A 17248-nucleotide genomic window follows, 5' to 3' on the forward strand; every position below is an offset into this window, starting at 1 on the left:
TTCCTCTATCGGAAGCTTTTTAAGAACGAACACCAAAGAATCGTTTAATACGTGCAAACATTCCCTTATCTTCTTCATCTAGTGATTGAAGAGGAACCGTTTCACCTAGAATACGTCTTGCAATATTACGATATGCAATTGATGCTTTGCTTGATGGGTCCATGACAATTGGTTCACCGTTGTTAGAAGCACGAATAACATTTTCATCGTCAGCAACGATTCCAATTAAATCAACAGCCAGAAGCTGAGAAATTTCTTCCACGTCCAGCATGTCTCCATTTTTCATCATATGACTACGGATTCGGTTAATAACCAGTTTTGGAGACTCGATATCCTCTTGCTCCAATAATCCAATAATACGGTCAGCATCACGAACAGCTGAAACTTCCGGTGTTGTCACAACGAGTGCCTTATCAGCGCCAGCTACGGCATTCTTATAGCCTTGTTCAATACCAGCTGGGCAATCAATAACTACATAGTCATAGTCTTGCTTTAACTGAAGAACTAACTCTCGCATTTGTTCTGGTTGAACAGCTGTTTTGTCACTCGTTTGAGCAGCAGGAAGTAAGTACAAACATTCAAAACGCTTGTCCTTAATCAAGGCTTTTTGCGGTTGGCATCGACCTTCTACCACGTCTACAAGATCATAAATAATACGATTTTCAAGCCCCATTACAACATCCAAGTTGCGTAAGCCGATATCAGTGTCTACTAGACACACGCGCTTTCCAGCTAATGCTAGAGCAGTACCTAAATTGGCTGATGTCGTTGTTTTTCCAACTCCACCTTTACCAGACGTAACAACAATAGCCTCTCCCACTGTCAAATTCTCCTTTCTACCCTGGTCAAATTCGGTCTTAGATGCGGTAAAGTTTGCACGCGATCTATCACCATTTGATCATTATCATCTAAGTATGCACATTCCATTATATTCTCTTCCTTCTCACTGCGCTCTTCTTCTGATCGGGTAATGATATCAGCAATGCGCAGCTGTGAAGGTTTCATTAACGATGCAGCAATAACGGCGTTTTTATTGCCACGATATCCTGCATGAGCAATCCCTTTTAAAGCACCTAGTACAAATAAATTTCCTCCAGCTACAACGGTTCCTCCGGGATTTACGTCTCCGACTAGAAGCAAATCGCCTTCTACATGGAGAACCTGTCCTGAACGAACTACCTTTGTAACAGATACTAATTCACTTTCTTCTCTTACTCGGACTGCATCTTGCTTTAAAATAACGTTACTATCAATTTGTTTAACTACTAAATACTGATTTTCTTCTATGAGCGCCTTCAATTCGGTTTCCTGCTCTGTAGTTAAATAACGATTTCCGATTTTGACATACACTGTGACGATCTGATCGGCATCGCCATGCTTATTTGTCAAAAGCTTCGTCTTAAGTTCCGTCAAAAGCTCTGCAAATGAACATGTATCATTGAGATGCAACGTTAATCCATCTTTTGTTCCTTTAATTGTCACATTTTGTTGCTTTTGTTTATTCAAGACGCTCACCTCAACGAATATATAATTTCGACAGAGACTTACTCAATTCCTTTTTTTCGTTTCTTCAATCAGCATTTTTATCCTATCATGAACGAGAAGCGTAATATATGTTCCGATCAGCGTTCATCTATAAATTTAGCGAAATATTGAAAACACCTTTGAAGCGGAAATGCAAAAATGAGTGCAAATATGGCATTTAAAATGATGGTTGCGTAAAATCGCTCTTGCAAGAAGCGACCAATGGTCATATCAGATATATTAATAATGCTATTAATTCCATATACATAAAACTCAATAATGGCTACAGCTAATAGCGACATGCAGATTACGATAAGCGTATTTTGCTGAAAAATCTTCATTAGTTTTGATACGATATAGCATACGGCCGGCAATCCAAGCGCGTATACTCCTAAGACATCCGTAAAGGCAATATCGTACATGAATCCAAGGATTACCCCATATAGCATCGCTTGCTTTGGGTGATAATACACTGACATAAAAGCCAGTACCACTACAACAAAGTGAGGCGATAGAATCCAGTCTCGCCATGGTGATGCCATGGCGATAAAATTAACAAAGATACTTTCAAACATAAAAACGACAAGCACGAGAATAGGAAGGACAAACCGCTTCATCAGTTAGCCTCCTCCGCCCCTAAATCGTCTTCAGCAGCGGGCGCACTTCTTTTAGCTACAACTACGTTATCTAGGTCATACAAGTCAGCAGCAGGTTTGATATAAGCTTTTTTCGTTAATCCATATTCATCAGGCTCAATTTTTGTGATAACGCCAATTGGAAGATTGCTAGGGAAAATGCCGTCTTCTTGTCCTAGACCAGACGTTACTACTTTTTGCTTTTCTTTAATATCAGCATCAAATGGAATACGACGCATAACAAGCGCCTGTTCTTTATCATCATAGCCTTCAATTAAACCAAACACTTCTTTTTTAGCCTGAATTTTAGCAGATACACGGTTTGTACGATCTGATGAACTAATTAACTGCACAGTAGATGTGAACTTAGATGCATGCTTCACTTTACCAATCAGCCCTTCAGGAGTCATAACAGCCATATTTTCCTGCACATTATGAACCGTCCCTTTATCAATGGCAATTACCTCATGCCAACGGTCTGGATTACGAGCAATAACTGTTGCTTCGATTGGGTTGTATTGACTTAAATCCGTTTTTTTGTCGAGCTGTGCTCTTAATTTTTTATTTTCTTGCTGCAAAGCGTTGGCTTTCGTTTCTAATTGCATGCGTTCGTCTAAACGAGCTTTTAATACCTCGTTTTCTTCGTATGTACGCTTTAAGTCACCTACATTCTGAAAGAAACCCGCTACAAATTGTGCGGGTTCATTAAAGGTAGCCTGAACAAGACCAACCGTATCTTTGACAAACTGTTCAGGCCACGTTACATTTTTACGACCATTTAACGAAAAACCAATCAATGCCACTAATACAATAATACTGACTAATAAAATAACTAAACGTTTATTTAAGAAAAATTGTGGCACGATCTACACCTCTTAATATTTAGCGATATGAATCGCTTGTACGATTTTTAAATAAATCAATGTGCTCTAACGCTTTACCAGTTCCAATTGCAACACAGTCAAGCGGATCTTCTGCGATGACAACCGGCATATTTGTTTCTTCACTAATAACTTTATCTAAATTACGTAGCAATGCGCCACCGCCTGTTAATACAATACCGCGATCCATAATATCTGCCGCAAGTTCAGGTGGTGTTTTTTCTAATGTACTTTTTACTGAATCTACAATAGAAGCCACTGTGTCTTTTAGCGCTTCTGCAATTTCTTCTGCTGAAATTTCGATTGTTTTCGGTAGACCTGTTAGTAAGTCACGTCCGCGAATTTCCATGTTTTCAATACCTTCTGGAATTCCGGCAGAACCGACTTCTACTTTTAATGCTTCTGACGTACGCTCACCGATCATTAAATTGTAATTCTTGCGAATATATTGAATAATCGCTTCATCCATCTCGTCCCCAGCGATACGGATTGACTGACATGTTACGATTCCTCCTAAAGAAATAATCGCAACTTCTGTTGTTCCTCCACCAATATCTACTACCATACTTCCCGTTGGCTCCCAAACCGGTAGATTGGCGCCGATTGCTGCAGCAAACGGTTCTTCAATTGTATACGCATCACGCGCGCCAGCCTGACGAGTCGCATCAATAACGGCACGTTTCTCAACAGCTGTAATGCCAGAAGGTACACAAACCATTACATACGGCTTACCCGCAAACAAACTTTTTGTTTTTTGAGCTTGATTGATGTAATATTTCATCATCGTCGCAGTTGTTTCGTAATCTGCAATAACTCCATCTTTCATCGGACGAAGGGCTACTACGTTCCCAGGTGTACGACCAATCATATTTTTTGCATCGTTACCTACCGCAACGATTTGTTTTGTATCAGTTTGCAAAGCCACAACAGACGGCTCACGCACAACAATTCCTTTTCCTTTTACATAAACGAGCGTATTTGCAGTACCCAAATCTATTCCAAGGTCTCTAGTACCGATTCCAAACATGTGTCTCTTCCTTTCTCTTACCAAAATGCAAAGGTAAAAATTCCATAATTCAATTTCTTCATTTCATAAGTAACATTTTTTATTTTCTATACTTTTTTCATAGATGTCAACGCCAAATATTGTATGATAAAAAGTCATACTTTGTCTATTAATAACGAATGATTGTAAAGAACTTGTCATTTAAAATCATGACTACTATTATAACCCAAGGATTTTAAAAAGCATAGCCTTACATGTATCCTTTTTCTTTTAAACTAATATATTTTCGATCTCCGATAATTAAATGATCTAACAATTCAATTCCTATGATAAATCCGCACTCTTTTAAGCGCTTCGTTACCTCTATATCTTCTCTGCTGGGAGTAGGGTCGCCGGAGGGATGATTATGAATACAAATAAGGGATGCAGCTGAACGGCGAAAGGCTTCTTTAAATACTTCCCTTGGATGGACAATCGATGAATTGAGGCTTCCGATAAAAATGGTTTGCTTGTGGAGAACTTGATTTTTCGTGTTGAGGTATAAACAGACGAAATGCTCTTGAGACAGCACGCGCATTTCTTCCATCACATAATTAGCTCCGTCTTCAGGGCCATGAATGGTATATCGCTGACTAGATTTCCGCTGTACAATCCTCTTACCTATTTCAATAGCCGCTATAATTTGAATCGCTTTTGCAGGTCCGATACCTTTAATATTCATCATTTCATCAAGCGATGCATGCTGCAACAGTTAAAGACCTTCAAAATGCGTTAATATGCGGTTGGACAGCTGAAGAACAGATTCATCTTTGGTTCCAGTGCGCAGTAAAATAGCAATAAGCTCGTGGTTAGAAAGACTAGAAGCACCCATTGACACAAGGCGCTCTCGAGGTCTTTCATCTTGAGGGAAATCTTTAATTAACAATGATTGATCCAATTTCGCCACTCCTTTTTAGTAGACGAAACCGTATTGTTTTAGCTCACGTATTGTTCGGGAGAGCGGCAAGCCCACCACGGAGAAATAGTCTCCTTCGATTTTTTTAACTAGCGCAGCACCGAGACCTTGAATTCCATAAGAACCAGCCTTATCCATAGGCTCTCCTGACTCTACGTACTGTACGATTTCATCTTGTTCAATCGGCCAAAACTCTACATCTGTTTGTTCATAGAACGTATGAACTTTTGCATTTGATACGAACGCTACTCCAGTTAATACCTGGTGTTTTTGACCTGACAGCATCGTAAGTGTTTCAATCGCTTCTTGTTTCGTTTTTGGTTTTCCTAAAATACGATTGCCATATACCACAACTGTATCGGCACCTAGGACAATGTCCTCTTTATGATGCGAAGCGACGTCCACTGCTTTTTGCCTAGCTAAATCCATTACTACCTCGGACGGAGTGTATGATGGATTGACGATTTCTTCAATTGTACTAACGTGAACGGTAAAGGGAATGTGAAGCTGCTGAAGTAATTCTTTTCGACGAGGGGAGCCTGAGGCTAAAATTAATGTTTGTTTCATACATCTCACCTTTGCATTTTGATTTAAAAAAGAAGGACACACCGTTATTTTAGCAATTTCATCTCCAAATGACAATAAACAAGTGAGGCAGCATTACACTACCTCACTCGTTAAGACGTTACAAGGCTTTCATACTGCTGAAGAGCTTTTAACACGTATCGCTGAGCAAGCCAAGCATCTTTACTGCTTTTATTGTCTTCATATGAAGAAAGAGAAGCCGCAGCTTTTTGAAGGGTGCTCACCATGGTTTTAATGTCTTCATTTGACGCTTCTTTCTGAACTTTTGTCAGCTCTTTTTTCAGAGATTTGATATCCGCTACCCGCTCTCCTTCAATCGCTTTAACAGATTGATCTAAAAGATTAGCCATAAACGGCTGCGCTGTTGTTATAACCGTTTGATCTTTTTTCCCTAATTCGCTAGTGGGCTTAATTTCATAAGACTTTACATATACATCTTTACCTTGTTGTTTATACGTTTTACTAAGCGCCTCCGCTTTTTCTTCTCCAGTGGCAGCACCAACGACAAGAGAATAGGTTTTAGGTGAAAAGATCTCGCCTGCTTGGTTCTCTTCTTTCCATTTATCCATTGCTTTGTTCGCAGCAGTTTTTGATGAAAAGGCACCTGCTTGTACAATGTAAAAGGAAAAAGGTTCTAAAGTAGAAGCAGCAGCTGACGTCCCCTTCGATTCCTGTTCGCTTTTCTTTTCAGCTTTACCAACACTTTCAGTGGTAGACGCTGTTTGAGCAGCTTTTTCTTCTTTCGTTTGCTCACTTGTTTGTGCTTTGCTTACAGGCTGTTCACTTCCTGTCATCATTTTCACACCGACCATACCGATGCCGCTGCCTATTCCGACTGCTAGCAGTACAATCACAGCTGTTCGTTTGATCACACCCCCGTTTACCGTTTTAATCGAAACATTTTTAGGATGTAATCGCGGCTTTTTCTTTTTTTCATTTCTTACATCTTCAATAAACACCACTTTATTTTCTTCCACATGAGAATCTTTGGATGACGGTTCCGGAAGAACCCACGTAAATTCGTCTTTTTCTGGTGCTTGCTCTTCCTTGGATTGACCGTTGATTTTAATTGAAATCTTTCGTTCCTGCTTGTCCACTGCCCCACCGCCTTTAGTTAACGTAGTCTTAGTACCGGTTGCAAGCTGAGGTAAACCGACATAAAACATACACTTTTTTCCATGCTATCATAGAAGAAAAAAAAAATAACAAGACATTTGTCGTCTTGTTACAAAAGGTTTTCGCTATTTAGTTACAGAAATTTTAAATTTGTCGAAGACTTGAAGCTCAATAAAAATAGTTGCTAACATACCAATCTATCAATTCGTTTCCATGAAAATAAGCAGCGATTGTCCCTATAAAAATAAAAGGAACGAAGGGAATTGGTACACCTACCTTTGCCTTTTTCATTAATAACGCTCCTATACTAACGGTTCCGCCTATTAATATAGCTAAAAAAAGCGATAGCAAAACAAGCTTTACTCCAAGCACAATACCAATCAGACCATACAATTTAATGTCTCCTTCTCCAAGCCCTCCTCTGCTGAGAAATGCGATTAGAAAAAGGAGAAAAAATGCGGTTCCTCCTCCCATTAAAGAATCACTCCACGAAGTTAATGGAATGAAAAGACGCTCAAGAAGAAAGATAGGCAAAAAGAATAGCAGCACTTTATTTGGGACAATCATATAGGCTATATCTGAGACAACTATAATTGTTAAAAAAGAAACAAAGGTTAATATGACAATCAGTTCTAACATCGTATTCAATCTAAAAACAGCATATACAAATAAACTTCCTGTCGAAAATTCTATGAATGGGTAGATGAAGGAGATTTTTTTGCGACACATACTACATTTTCCTGCATTTTTGATGTAGGAGACTATGGGAATTAATTGTTGTGGAGAAAGAACGTATAAACAGTGTGGACAATGAGATCTTGGAGACAAAATAGATTTTTTCTGAGGAATTCTAAGGCCTGCTACGTTATAAAATGAACCTAACGTGATGCCTGAAACAAATGCATAGAGATAAATTAAACTCATACTATTTCTTCCATATCAGGCGTCTTGTTTACTAATTGCAGATGTTCTTTTGAGTGAAGGAATGTATCTTTTTCCTTTAAATAGCTGCCAATAAACGGAATGAGAAAAGCTGCTAGAAGACCTATTATGATAACCATTATGATCACTTTCATTAGAGAAATTCCTTTATTCCTCGTTGACAGTTTATCCATTTCAATATCTCTCCTTTATTGATTAGTATCAAACAGCTCCTTTATTAATAAACTGAATCATAATACCCATAAAAGTCATATTCTGTATTCCTCCTTCCTTAAAACACACTTTTTATAGGTAATAAGGATTATACCACTAAAAAACAAAAACAGCATAAAAAAACGTCTGCAAAAGCAGACGTCTTTTAATAGTAAGGAGCCATAAATAAGTAGACAATTACACCTGTAAGACTTACATAAAGCCAGATTGGCATTGTCCATCGCACAATTTTTTTATGTTTTTCAACTTGCATTGTCCAGCCCCACACAAGTGCAAACAGTGCCAGCGGAACAATAATCGCTGCTAGGAAACTGTGTGTGATCAAAATGAAGAAGTAAATGGGACGAACGATTCCTTCTCCACCGAACGTAGCTGTTTCTGTGGAAATGTAGTGGAACGTTAAATATGAAACTAAAAAGAGCAGTGTGGAAGTGAATGCTGCTAAAATAAAACCTTTATGAGCATTGATATTTTTCCTAAAAATTGAAATCAACGCTGCAACTAAAAAAATAAATGTAAAACTATTCAAAATAGCATTTAACCGTGGAAAGATAGTCAAATCAAAACTTACTTTTCCTTGATAGCCAATATTCGAAAAGAATAGCAGTAAAATAATAACATTCGCTATCACTGAAAAGGTAAGAATAATACCGGTAAAGTTTTTATTACTTTTCGGTACAATTTTTTCATTATTCTTACTCATGTTAACAATCTCCTTATTTAGTGATGTACATGTTTATTATATATCACTTACCTAGGGGGTGAAAGTGACAATACTTTGAACTTAGTGCTTCCTTATTATCCGTATCCCTTCCTCACATTATGTTAAAAGCAGCAAGATGTCATTTGCTGCTTTTGCTCATTTTAGAAGAAAAGCCCGCACTTCTGATATAAAATACAGAGACCCTGTAATTACGACCATGTCTTGTTCCCCTGTTGCCTTTTTCTTTACGTAAGCAATTGCTTCTTTCCACTCCTCATCCATATGCTTATTATGATGAGTACTCATCTCATAAAGCTCCCCAGCTGCGCGAGCACGAGGAAAGTCAAACGACGTAAATGTAATACTTGCAGCGATTGTTTCAAGTTCTTGGACCATTCGATCAGCGCTTTTATCATTTAAGCAGCTGAAAACTAAATGAATGTTTCGATCTTCATAATGAAGGCGTAAAGTAGATAACAAGCTATCAATGCCTTCTGCATTATGAGCCCCATCAATAATCGTTAAAGGATGCTCATTTACTATCTCAAAGCGGCCGTTCCACTTTGTATGCTGAATCCCTTTTATCATTTGCTCATTGGAGATAGAAAGCTTTTTCTTTTCTTTTAAATAACAAACGGCCATGAGAGCCAAAGCTGCATTTTTCACTTGATGATAGCCAAGCATATTTAATTTCAAGTCTTCAAATATGCCATACGGCGTGTTTAACGCAAAGCCTTCCCCGTTTGCTAAGGGCTCATAGTTTTTAATGTCAAAATCTTTTCCTAATACAAATAACGAAGCCTGCTTTGACTTTGCTTCTTCAGTAATGACATCAAGCGCCTTTACTTGCTCTGCCCCAGTAATAATAGGAACTTCTTTTTTAATAATCCCCGCTTTTTCTGATGCAATTTCTTCTACCGTATCACCTAGTATTGCCATGTGATCAAATCCAATGTTTGTAATAATACTCACCATAGGATTCACAACGTTTGTTGAGTCATACCGTCCTCCAAGCCCTGTTTCAAACACAGCATAGTCAACTGACTCATGATAGCCGAAATAAAGAAAAGCCATGACTGTAATCACTTCAAATTCCGTTGCTGATCCTAAACTTGTATGTTCTAGTCGCTCCACAACAGGCTTTATTTCCTGAACAAGAGCGGTCATTGCTTCATTTGAAATAGGCTGTCCATTCACGCTGATCCGCTCATTAAATGTTTCGATATAAGGAGAAGTAAAGGTTCCAACTTTATACCCTGCTTCTTCCAACATGTTTCGCAAATAAGAAACGGTAGAACCTTTACCATTGGTCCCAGCAACATGAATAGCATTTAGATTTTGCTGCGGAAAATCAAGCTGCTCTAGCATCCATTCCATTCGTTCTAACCCCGGCTTGATTCCAAAGCGAAGTCTGTTATGAATCCAATCAAGCGCTTCTTCATATGTCGTTATCATCTTTTATTCACCTTTCTTTTCCATCGCTATTATTATGTAGAGAAAAAGCGTCGCTATACAAGCCACGCTTTTTCTGTTGGTTCATTAACCCATTGATTATCCGCGTAATTCAGCAATACGAGACTGAACAGCTTCGCGTTTTTCAACATAATCCTGCTCTTTTGCACGCTCTTCTTCTACTACTTTAGCAGGCGCTTTTGCAATAAAGCCTTGGTTGTTTAATTTCTTTTGTACACGTTCTACTTCTTTGTTTAACTTGTCGTATTCTTTTTCTAAACGCGCGATTTCTTCTTCGATATTAATTAAACCTTCAAGAGGTAAAATTAATTCTGCGCCTGTTACAACAGCAGTCATCGCTTTTTCGTCTAATGAAACCTCTGTTGAAATCACAAGCTCACTTGGATTGCAGAAACGTTCTACATACGCACGGTTCTTTTCGAGCTGGCTTTGAATATTTTCACCTTTAGCTTTGATAAATAATTTTACTTGTTTGCTCATCGGCGTGTTCACTTCAGCACGAATGTTACGAACAGCACGGATAATATCTACAAGTAAACGCATATCGTTAGCTGCTTCTTTATCAGAAAGCTCAGGGCTTACTTCCGGCCATTTAGCTACTGTAATTGATTCGCCTTCATGCGGCAAGCTTTGCCAAATTTCTTCGGTAATAAACGGCATGAATGGATGTAAAAGTCGCATTGTGTTATCAAGTACATAAGCTAAAATTGAGCGAGTTGTCTTTTTAGCTGCTTCATCTTCTCCGTAAAGAGGAAGTTTAGCCATTTCAATGTACCAATCGCAGAAATCATCCCAAATAAAGTTATAGAGAATACGTCCAACTTCACCGAATTCATATTTGTCAGCTAATTTTGTTACGTGCTCAATCGTTTCATTTAAGCGCGTTAAAATCCATTTATCAGCAACAGACTTTTCGCCTGATAAATCAAGCTCTTCAAATGTGATGCCGTCCATATTCATTAATGCAAAACGAGAAGCATTCCAAATTTTATTTGCAAAGTTCCACGTCGCTTCGACTTTTTCAAAGCTGAAGCGTAAATCTTGTCCTGGTGAGCTTCCTGTAGATAAGAAGTAGCGAAGAGAATCTGCACCGTATTTCTCGATTACTTCCATTGGATCTACACCGTTACCAAGTGATTTACTCATTTTACGACCTTCAGCATCTCGTACAAGACCGTGAATGAGTACATCGTCAAACGGACGTTTACCCGTAAATTCAAGACCTTGGAAAATCATGCGAGATACCCAGAAGAAAATAATATCGTAGCCCGTTACAAGCACGTTTGTTGGGTAGTAACGTTTGAAATCAGCTGCATCCACATCAGGCCAGCCCATTGTTGAGAATGGCCATAGCGCTGAACTGAACCATGTGTCTAATACATCTGAATCTTGTTCCCAGTTTTCGATATCTGCTGGAGCCTCATGATCTACGTATACTTCTCCAGTTTCTTTATGATACCAAGCTGGAATGCGGTGTCCCCACCAAAGCTGACGCGAAATACACCAGTCGCGAATATTTTCCATCCAGTGTAAGTATGTCTTTTCAAAACGATCAGGCACAAAGTTTACTTTTTCTTCTTGTTTTTGAAGATCTACTGCTTTATCTGCTAAAGGCTGCATTTTTACAAACCACTGAGTTGATAAATAAGGTTCAACAACGGCGCCGCTTCGTTCACTGTGACCTACTGAATGCATGTGGTCTTCAATGTTGAACAATACACCGTCTTCTTGAAGGTCTTTAACAATTTGCTTACGGCAAGCAAAACGATCCATTCCTTCATATTTACCTGCTTTGTCATTCATCGTACCATCTTGATTCATCACTAAAATACGCTCTAAATTATGACGGTTTCCAATTTCAAAATCGTTCGGGTCATGAGCAGGCGTAATTTTTACCGCACCAGAACCGAATTCCATATCTACATAATCATCGCCTACGATTGGAATTTCACGACCTACAATCGGAAGGACAACCTTTTTGCCAATTAAGTGCTTATAGCGATCATCTTCAGGGTGAACAGCTACAGCCGTATCTCCTAGCATTGTTTCAGGACGAGTTGTTGCGATTTCGATATGTCCAGAACCATCTGCCAACGGATAGCGCATATGATAAAACGCACCTTGTACATCTTTGTAAATAACCTCGATGTCTGAAAGAGCTGTTTTCGTAGCTGGATCCCAGTTAATAATATATTCTCCGCGATAGATTAACCCTTTTTTGTAAAGCGTTACGAATACTTCGCGCACTGCTTTAGAAAGGCCTTCATCAAGCGTGAAGCGCTCGCGTGAATAGTCTAAGCCAAGTCCTAGCTTCGACCACTGCTGGCGAATAAAGCTTGCATATTCTTCTTTCCATTTCCACGTTTCGGCCACAAAATTTTCGCGGCCTAGATCGTAGCGGCTTTTCCCTTCGCTGCGAAGCTTTTCTTCTACTTTTGCCTGCGTTGCAATCCCCGCATGGTCCATGCCAGGAAGCCATAAAACGTCATAGCCTTGCATACGCTTCATACGCGTTAAGATGTCTTGTAACGTTGTATCCCAAGCGTGGCCTAAATGCAGCTTACCCGTTACGTTTGGGGGTGGAATTACAATTGTATATGGCTCTTTTTCAGGGTCATTTGTTGCTTCAAAAAACTTCCCGTCTAACCAATACTGATAACGATTTTCTTCAACGGCTTTTGGATCATACTTCGTTGGAAGAGTCACTTCTTTTTCAGACATAATGTATACCTCCATAATATAAAGTTTCAGTCTTTAGAAACTGTGTAAAGCTTTTATAAACATAAAAAAACTCCTTTCCTAATAAAAGGACGAAAGGAGTTGATTTCGCGGTACCACCTTTTTTTATAGACGTATCCCGTTTGATAAGCCTATACACTTCATTTCATAACGGTTGATTAACCGGCTTTTTCTACTGAACTATGCAGCTGTTCAAAAAAGCTACTCATAGGCGACATTCCGAGTGCACATTCTTAAGAAATCTCACAGCAACTGATTTCTCTCTCTGAAAGACGAACATCCCGTACTCTTCCTATTCACTGTATTTATGTATGAATTTCTCTTAATTATACTATATGAAAAAATGTTGAATCGTCAATAATCTTCTCCATTTTTTTATGATTATATTCATAATTTTTTTGTTCTGCTCTTTATTTTTTCATTCGCTCGCTAATTTTGGAAATAAAATGAAGAGCCAACTTAAAAAAATGGCACCATTTCTTTCTTTTTTCATATACTTACTTTAACCTGGGCACGTGGATTGAAAGGGGCATGTACAAATGAAGAAACGAATAAATGTAAATTCGTATCAACTGCAGCGGTGGCTCAAAACAGCAGGAGCGGCTTGTGGACAGTTTATTGTTCCTTTGACAATTTTTCAAGGTATACGTACACTATTTTTCCCTACAACCTTTGATGTACTGTTGTTGGCACTGCTTGCCATACTAGCGGTTGCTTTATATTCCGACTGGATTTAAAAACCCAAGCGCTATTCGTTCGCTTGGGCTTGTGCAGCTGCTTCCGCTGCCATTTTTTTTTGCTGATCTACTTCAAATATTTTAATATTGAGCTGTTCAATGTTTTTCGTCAGCCAGTATGCTCGAATAAATGACTGCATATGTTCAAGCTCTGTTTTACTTTCTTTATGCTGCCTATATTGAACGATACACTGATACAGGGGCTCTGGAAACGCCAAATAACTGTGTAAAAGCAGCCGTTCCTCTTCTCTGAGAGCAAAATGTTTTTCATACGTACTAAACCACTCATAGCTGTCATAGGTCGTTACTGGGTATGTGCGAAGAGTCCGAAAATAAAATGAGACTAAATCATAAATAGGTGAAGCATCTTTTGCATGTTCAAAATTAATAAAAAAACCATTTCCCCGCTCGTCATAGATAAAATGTTTAGCCGATAGCTTTCCATGAGAAGTAACCAGCCGGATCTTTTCCTTTTCTTCCATTTCATCGTTCCACTGATCGAGCTTTCCAAAACCAAATTCAAGCGCTCTTGTCATTTCATAATAAAACGTACAGTAATGCAATTCAAACGGGGACATATAGATTTTTTTCTCGCATTCTGCTACATACTGCTTCAACTCTTCCTGACGCTTTTCCCACGTTTCTTTCATCGATGTGTAATGATTTTCTATATCTTCTTTTTTCACTTCTACTTCCTGCGCCGAAGCGCCGTGAAGCTTAGCAAGCTCTTGAAATAATTTATGATATCGAATATCACGCTCTTCGGTCGGATTATTTGGGAGCCACGGCATTAAGTAATACGAGCCGCTTTCATCTGAAACAATGGGCTGAGAACGCTTCGTTTGATAAATAGGGACAAATCCCATCCATCCTTTTTGATAAACGTTCTGCAGCTTTTGAATGAAGTGTTGATTTCGTTCTTGATGATTCTCTATTTCTTTAAGCGCAAACACGCCGGTTTTCGTATAGACTTTTTTTACTTTTCCATAGTCTTCAATAAAGTCAACATCTAAGTCATATTCTTTTAACAATACTTTGTAGTCTGCTACTGTCCGCTGCATCTATATTCTCCTTCCTCGTAAAAAATAAAGAAAACAGTTAAGACATTATATGCGTCAAAACTGTTTTCTTTCCGACTTTAACGAACGGGAATATTTAAGATGCTTCCTTCTTCCAGCTCATATTCATCTTCTAAATTATTTACTCGTAAAATGTTTTGTACATTCGTATTATAGCGGTTTGCTATCGTATCAAGCGAATCTCCGTCTTGAACAATACAAAGCTTCCACGTTGAAAAAGCTTCTTCTTCCCGCGAAAAGAGCTTTGTTAAATAAAGGGCGTTTTCATTTCGGCCGCTTTCATTTTCTTCTTTCCGAAATTCAACAATAATCTTTTCCTCTTCTTGCTCAGCTTCTTCTTGCTCAGCCTCTCGTTGAACGTCAGCATACGTATTCAATTCACTAGCTTGCGATTCTTCGAAGCTTTCTTGCTCTTGACGAAGCTGAAACAGTTCAATCACATTGTCTTCTCTTTCTTCCTCGATTGGGGCCTCTTTTTTCACTTCGACTTCAAATGGTTCATATGCTTCCTCTTCATATTCCACGACCGGCTCAGCACGAGACTCTTTTTTAAATACAGATGAAAAATAACTAGGGGCCTCTTCTGAATGCTCTTCTTCAATAGCCTCTGCTTCTAAAAGTGCGGGAGCTTCACGATAGCTTACGTCAAACTCTTGTTCCTCTTGTTCCTCTTGTTCTTGAGCAACGTTTTCAGTATATACCTCTTCAGCATCGTCCACTTCTTCATAGGAGACGATATGCTGTTCCTCCGAAAACTCTTCCTCTTCTTCTCGTTCTTCATGCTGTTCTCCGTACAATCCTGTGATGGACAAGTCTGCCATTAGCTGCAGCTGATTTGTGCCTGGCAATTCATAATCAAATAAATCAATAGATACATATACGTCTTCAATACTTTGAATACGATTTTTAGGAATGGTAATATCAACAGGAAATTGATGTGATAATTCAGCCGTTCCGTCTTCACGGACAGAGATAGATTGCACTTGATTCTCATTTGTATATTCTCGTAACGAGTGCTCTCCCTCGTACGTTTCGTATTCACCTGTTAATTGTAATGCTCCTCGAATAGACACGTATTGGTCATATTCTTGAATAGATACTTGAGGCTCTAAGGAGATAGACAAAAGTTGTGAGACTTCCTGTCCTTTTTGAAACCATACTGATTCTTCTACGGAAAAACGCAGACATGATAAATTATCCTGCGACAAATTGTTCTCCCCCTTCCAACACCCGCCAGGTAATAGCGCGGTCATTAAAGATGTATGAACAAATAAATTAAAATATGTCTTTAAAACTAAAAAAGCTTACGGAATCCTCCGTAAGCTTTGATATAAAAGACAATCTTATTTAGCTGTTTATCCACGCAACTTTGAAAAAGCTTTTTCAGCTGCTGCAATTGTATGTTCAATGTCTGCATCTGTATGAGAAGTTGATAAAAACATTCCTTCGAATTGAGAGGGAGGTAAAAACACGCCTTCATTAGCCATTTCACGATAGTAAGCTGCAAAATAATCTAAATTTGATGTTTTCGCTGTTTCGTAATTTATTACCTGTTCGTTTGTAAAGAAGAAACCGATCATTGAACCAGCTCGGTTTACGGTAAACGGCACATCATATTTTTCAGCTGCTGCCATCAATCCTTCTTCTAAGCGATCTGCTTTACGAATGAACTCATCGTAGGATTGAGGTGTCAGCTGCGTTAACGTCTCGTATCCAGCTGTCATCGCAAGCGGATTACCTGATAATGTACCTGCTTGATAAATCGGGCCGCTTGGTGCAACTCGCTCCATAATTTCAGCTTTACCGCCGTAAGCACCTACTGGTAAACCGCCACCGATTACTTTTCCTAAGCAAGTTAAGTCAGGCGTAATGTTGTAGTATCCCTGTGCACAGTTGTACGCTACGCGGAACCCTGTCATTACTTCATCAAAGATGAGCAGTGAGCCATATTCTGATGTGATATCACGAAGCCCTTGTAAGAAACCTGGCTGAGGCGGTACCACACCCATATTTCCTGCTACCGGTTCAACGATTACTCCGGCAATGTCATCTCCGAATTCTTTAAAAGCATATTGTACGCTTTCTAGATCATTGTACGGCACTGTAATCGTGTTTTTAGCGATTCCTTCAGGCACTCCCGGGCTATCTGGTAGACCTAACGTTGCAACGCCTGAGCCAGCTTTAATTAGAAGAGAGTCACCGTGTCCATGGTAACAGCCTTCAAATTTTAAAATTTTGTTGCGGCCCGTATAGCCACGTGCTAAACGCAGTGCGCTCATCGTTGCTTCCGTACCTGAACTCACCATACGGACGATTTCGATTGAAGGAACGCGCTCAATAACAACCTTAGCAAGCTCATTTTCAATTAATGTTGGTGCACCAAAGCTTGTACCAGATTCCGTTACTTTTTTTACTGCTTCAACTACTTGATCGTTGGAATGTCCGTGAATTAAAGGTCCCCATGATAAGACGTAGTCAATATATTTGTTGCCGTCAATATCGTAAATCGTAGCGCCTTTTCCTCGTTCCATAAAAATAGGATCCATATCTACTGATTTAAATGCACGAACAGGACTGTTTACTCCACCCGGCATTAATTGCTGCGCTTCTAAAAAAGCTGCTTTTGACTTTTCATAACTTCTCATGTGTAAGCCTCCTTA

16 protein-coding genes, 1 pseudogene and 1 other annotated feature are annotated in these 17248 nt (G+C 39.0%); of the genes and pseudogenes, 1 reads left to right on the forward strand and 16 read right to left on the reverse strand.

Annotation, left to right across the window (positions count from 1 at the left end; all coding sequences use genetic code 11):
* Positions 1-19: 19 nt before the first annotated feature.
* From minD to AC3WJG_RS07410, 13 genes and pseudogenes are all read right to left on the reverse strand, one after another.
* Positions 20-820 carry a septum site-determining protein MinD gene (gene minD / locus AC3WJG_RS07350; RefSeq protein WP_013059341.1) on the reverse strand — a complete coding sequence of 267 codons (801 nt, stop codon included), beginning with the start codon at positions 818-820 and terminating at the stop codon, positions 20-22.
* 2 nt (positions 821-822) lie between these two features.
* A complete protein-coding gene (gene minC / locus AC3WJG_RS07355) occupies positions 823-1506 on the reverse strand; it encodes a septum site-determining protein MinC (protein ID WP_013059342.1) in 684 nt (227 codons plus the stop codon).
* A 116-nt stretch (positions 1507-1622) separates the two neighbouring features.
* Positions 1623-2141 (reverse strand): rod shape-determining protein MreD, encoded by a 519-nt coding sequence (gene mreD / locus AC3WJG_RS07360; protein ID WP_028410564.1) that lies wholly within the window; start codon positions 2139-2141, stop codon positions 1623-1625.
* Positions 2141-3022, reverse strand: coding sequence for a rod shape-determining protein MreC (mreC, locus tag AC3WJG_RS07365; protein WP_013059344.1), 882 nt, complete (start codon positions 3020-3022; stop codon positions 2141-2143). The genes mreD and mreC overlap by 1 nt, the downstream gene beginning before the upstream one ends.
* A gap of 19 nt (positions 3023-3041) precedes the next feature.
* Positions 3042-4067, reverse strand: a complete 1026-nt coding sequence (locus AC3WJG_RS07370; RefSeq protein ID WP_013059345.1) for a rod shape-determining protein — start codon at positions 4065-4067, stop codon at positions 3042-3044.
* Between the two features lie 229 nt (positions 4068-4296).
* A pseudogene (gene radC / locus AC3WJG_RS07375) lies at positions 4297-4983 on the reverse strand (RadC family protein).
* A gap of 15 nt (positions 4984-4998) precedes the next feature.
* On the reverse strand, positions 4999-5568 hold the full coding sequence (locus tag AC3WJG_RS07380; RefSeq protein ID WP_013059347.1) for a Maf family protein: 570 nt from the start codon (positions 5566-5568) through the stop codon (positions 4999-5001).
* A gap of 110 nt (positions 5569-5678) precedes the next feature.
* Entirely contained in the window at positions 5679-6752 is a 1074-nt protein-coding gene (locus tag AC3WJG_RS07385; RefSeq protein ID WP_098333388.1) for an SPOR domain-containing protein, read from the reverse strand.
* Between the two features lie 118 nt (positions 6753-6870).
* Positions 6871-7626: a prepilin peptidase gene (locus tag AC3WJG_RS07390; RefSeq protein WP_337133907.1), complete on the reverse strand. Its 756-nt coding sequence runs from the start codon at positions 7624-7626 to the stop codon at positions 6871-6873.
* On the reverse strand, positions 7623-7817 hold the full coding sequence (locus AC3WJG_RS07395; RefSeq protein ID WP_060745455.1) for a hypothetical protein: 195 nt from the start codon (positions 7815-7817) through the stop codon (positions 7623-7625). The genes AC3WJG_RS07390 and AC3WJG_RS07395 overlap by 4 nt, the downstream gene beginning before the upstream one ends.
* Before the next feature lie 185 nt (positions 7818-8002).
* Positions 8003-8560, reverse strand: coding sequence for a DUF420 domain-containing protein (locus AC3WJG_RS07400; RefSeq protein WP_013059351.1), 558 nt, complete (start codon positions 8558-8560; stop codon positions 8003-8005).
* A 156-nt stretch (positions 8561-8716) separates the two neighbouring features.
* Positions 8717-10015 (reverse strand): bifunctional folylpolyglutamate synthase/dihydrofolate synthase, encoded by a 1299-nt coding sequence (locus AC3WJG_RS07405; RefSeq protein ID WP_098331508.1) that lies wholly within the window; start codon positions 10013-10015, stop codon positions 8717-8719.
* A 96-nt stretch (positions 10016-10111) separates the two neighbouring features.
* The gene (locus AC3WJG_RS07410; protein WP_060745456.1) at positions 10112-12754 is read right to left on the reverse strand and encodes a valine--tRNA ligase; all 2643 of its coding nucleotides are present in this window, start codon (positions 12752-12754) and stop codon (positions 10112-10114) included.
* A gap of 82 nt (positions 12755-12836) precedes the next feature.
* Positions 12837-13081 (reverse strand) — a binding site (T-box leader).
* Between the two features lie 230 nt (positions 13082-13311).
* Here AC3WJG_RS07410 and AC3WJG_RS07415 point away from each other — a divergent pair.
* Positions 13312-13509 carry a YszA family small membrane protein gene (locus tag AC3WJG_RS07415; protein ID WP_013059354.1) on the forward strand — a complete coding sequence of 66 codons (198 nt, stop codon included), beginning with the start codon at positions 13312-13314 and terminating at the stop codon, positions 13507-13509.
* 11 nt (positions 13510-13520) lie between these two features.
* Here the strand turns inward: AC3WJG_RS07415 and ysxE are convergent, their stop codons facing one another.
* The 3 genes from ysxE to hemL form a co-directional block, all read right to left on the reverse strand.
* Positions 13521-14570, reverse strand: a complete 1050-nt coding sequence (ysxE, locus tag AC3WJG_RS07420) for a spore coat protein YsxE (protein WP_060745457.1) — start codon at positions 14568-14570, stop codon at positions 13521-13523.
* Positions 14571-14647: 77 nt separating this feature from the next.
* Positions 14648-15796 (reverse strand): stage VI sporulation protein D, encoded by a 1149-nt coding sequence (gene spoVID, locus AC3WJG_RS07425; protein ID WP_102812670.1) that lies wholly within the window; start codon positions 15794-15796, stop codon positions 14648-14650.
* 147 nt (positions 15797-15943) lie between these two features.
* Positions 15944-17233, reverse strand: coding sequence for a glutamate-1-semialdehyde 2,1-aminomutase (gene hemL, locus AC3WJG_RS07430; protein WP_013059357.1), 1290 nt, complete (start codon positions 17231-17233; stop codon positions 15944-15946).
* Positions 17234-17248 lie beyond the last annotated feature (15 nt).

The organism is Priestia sp. FW507-14D1A (genome assembly GCF_058781295.1).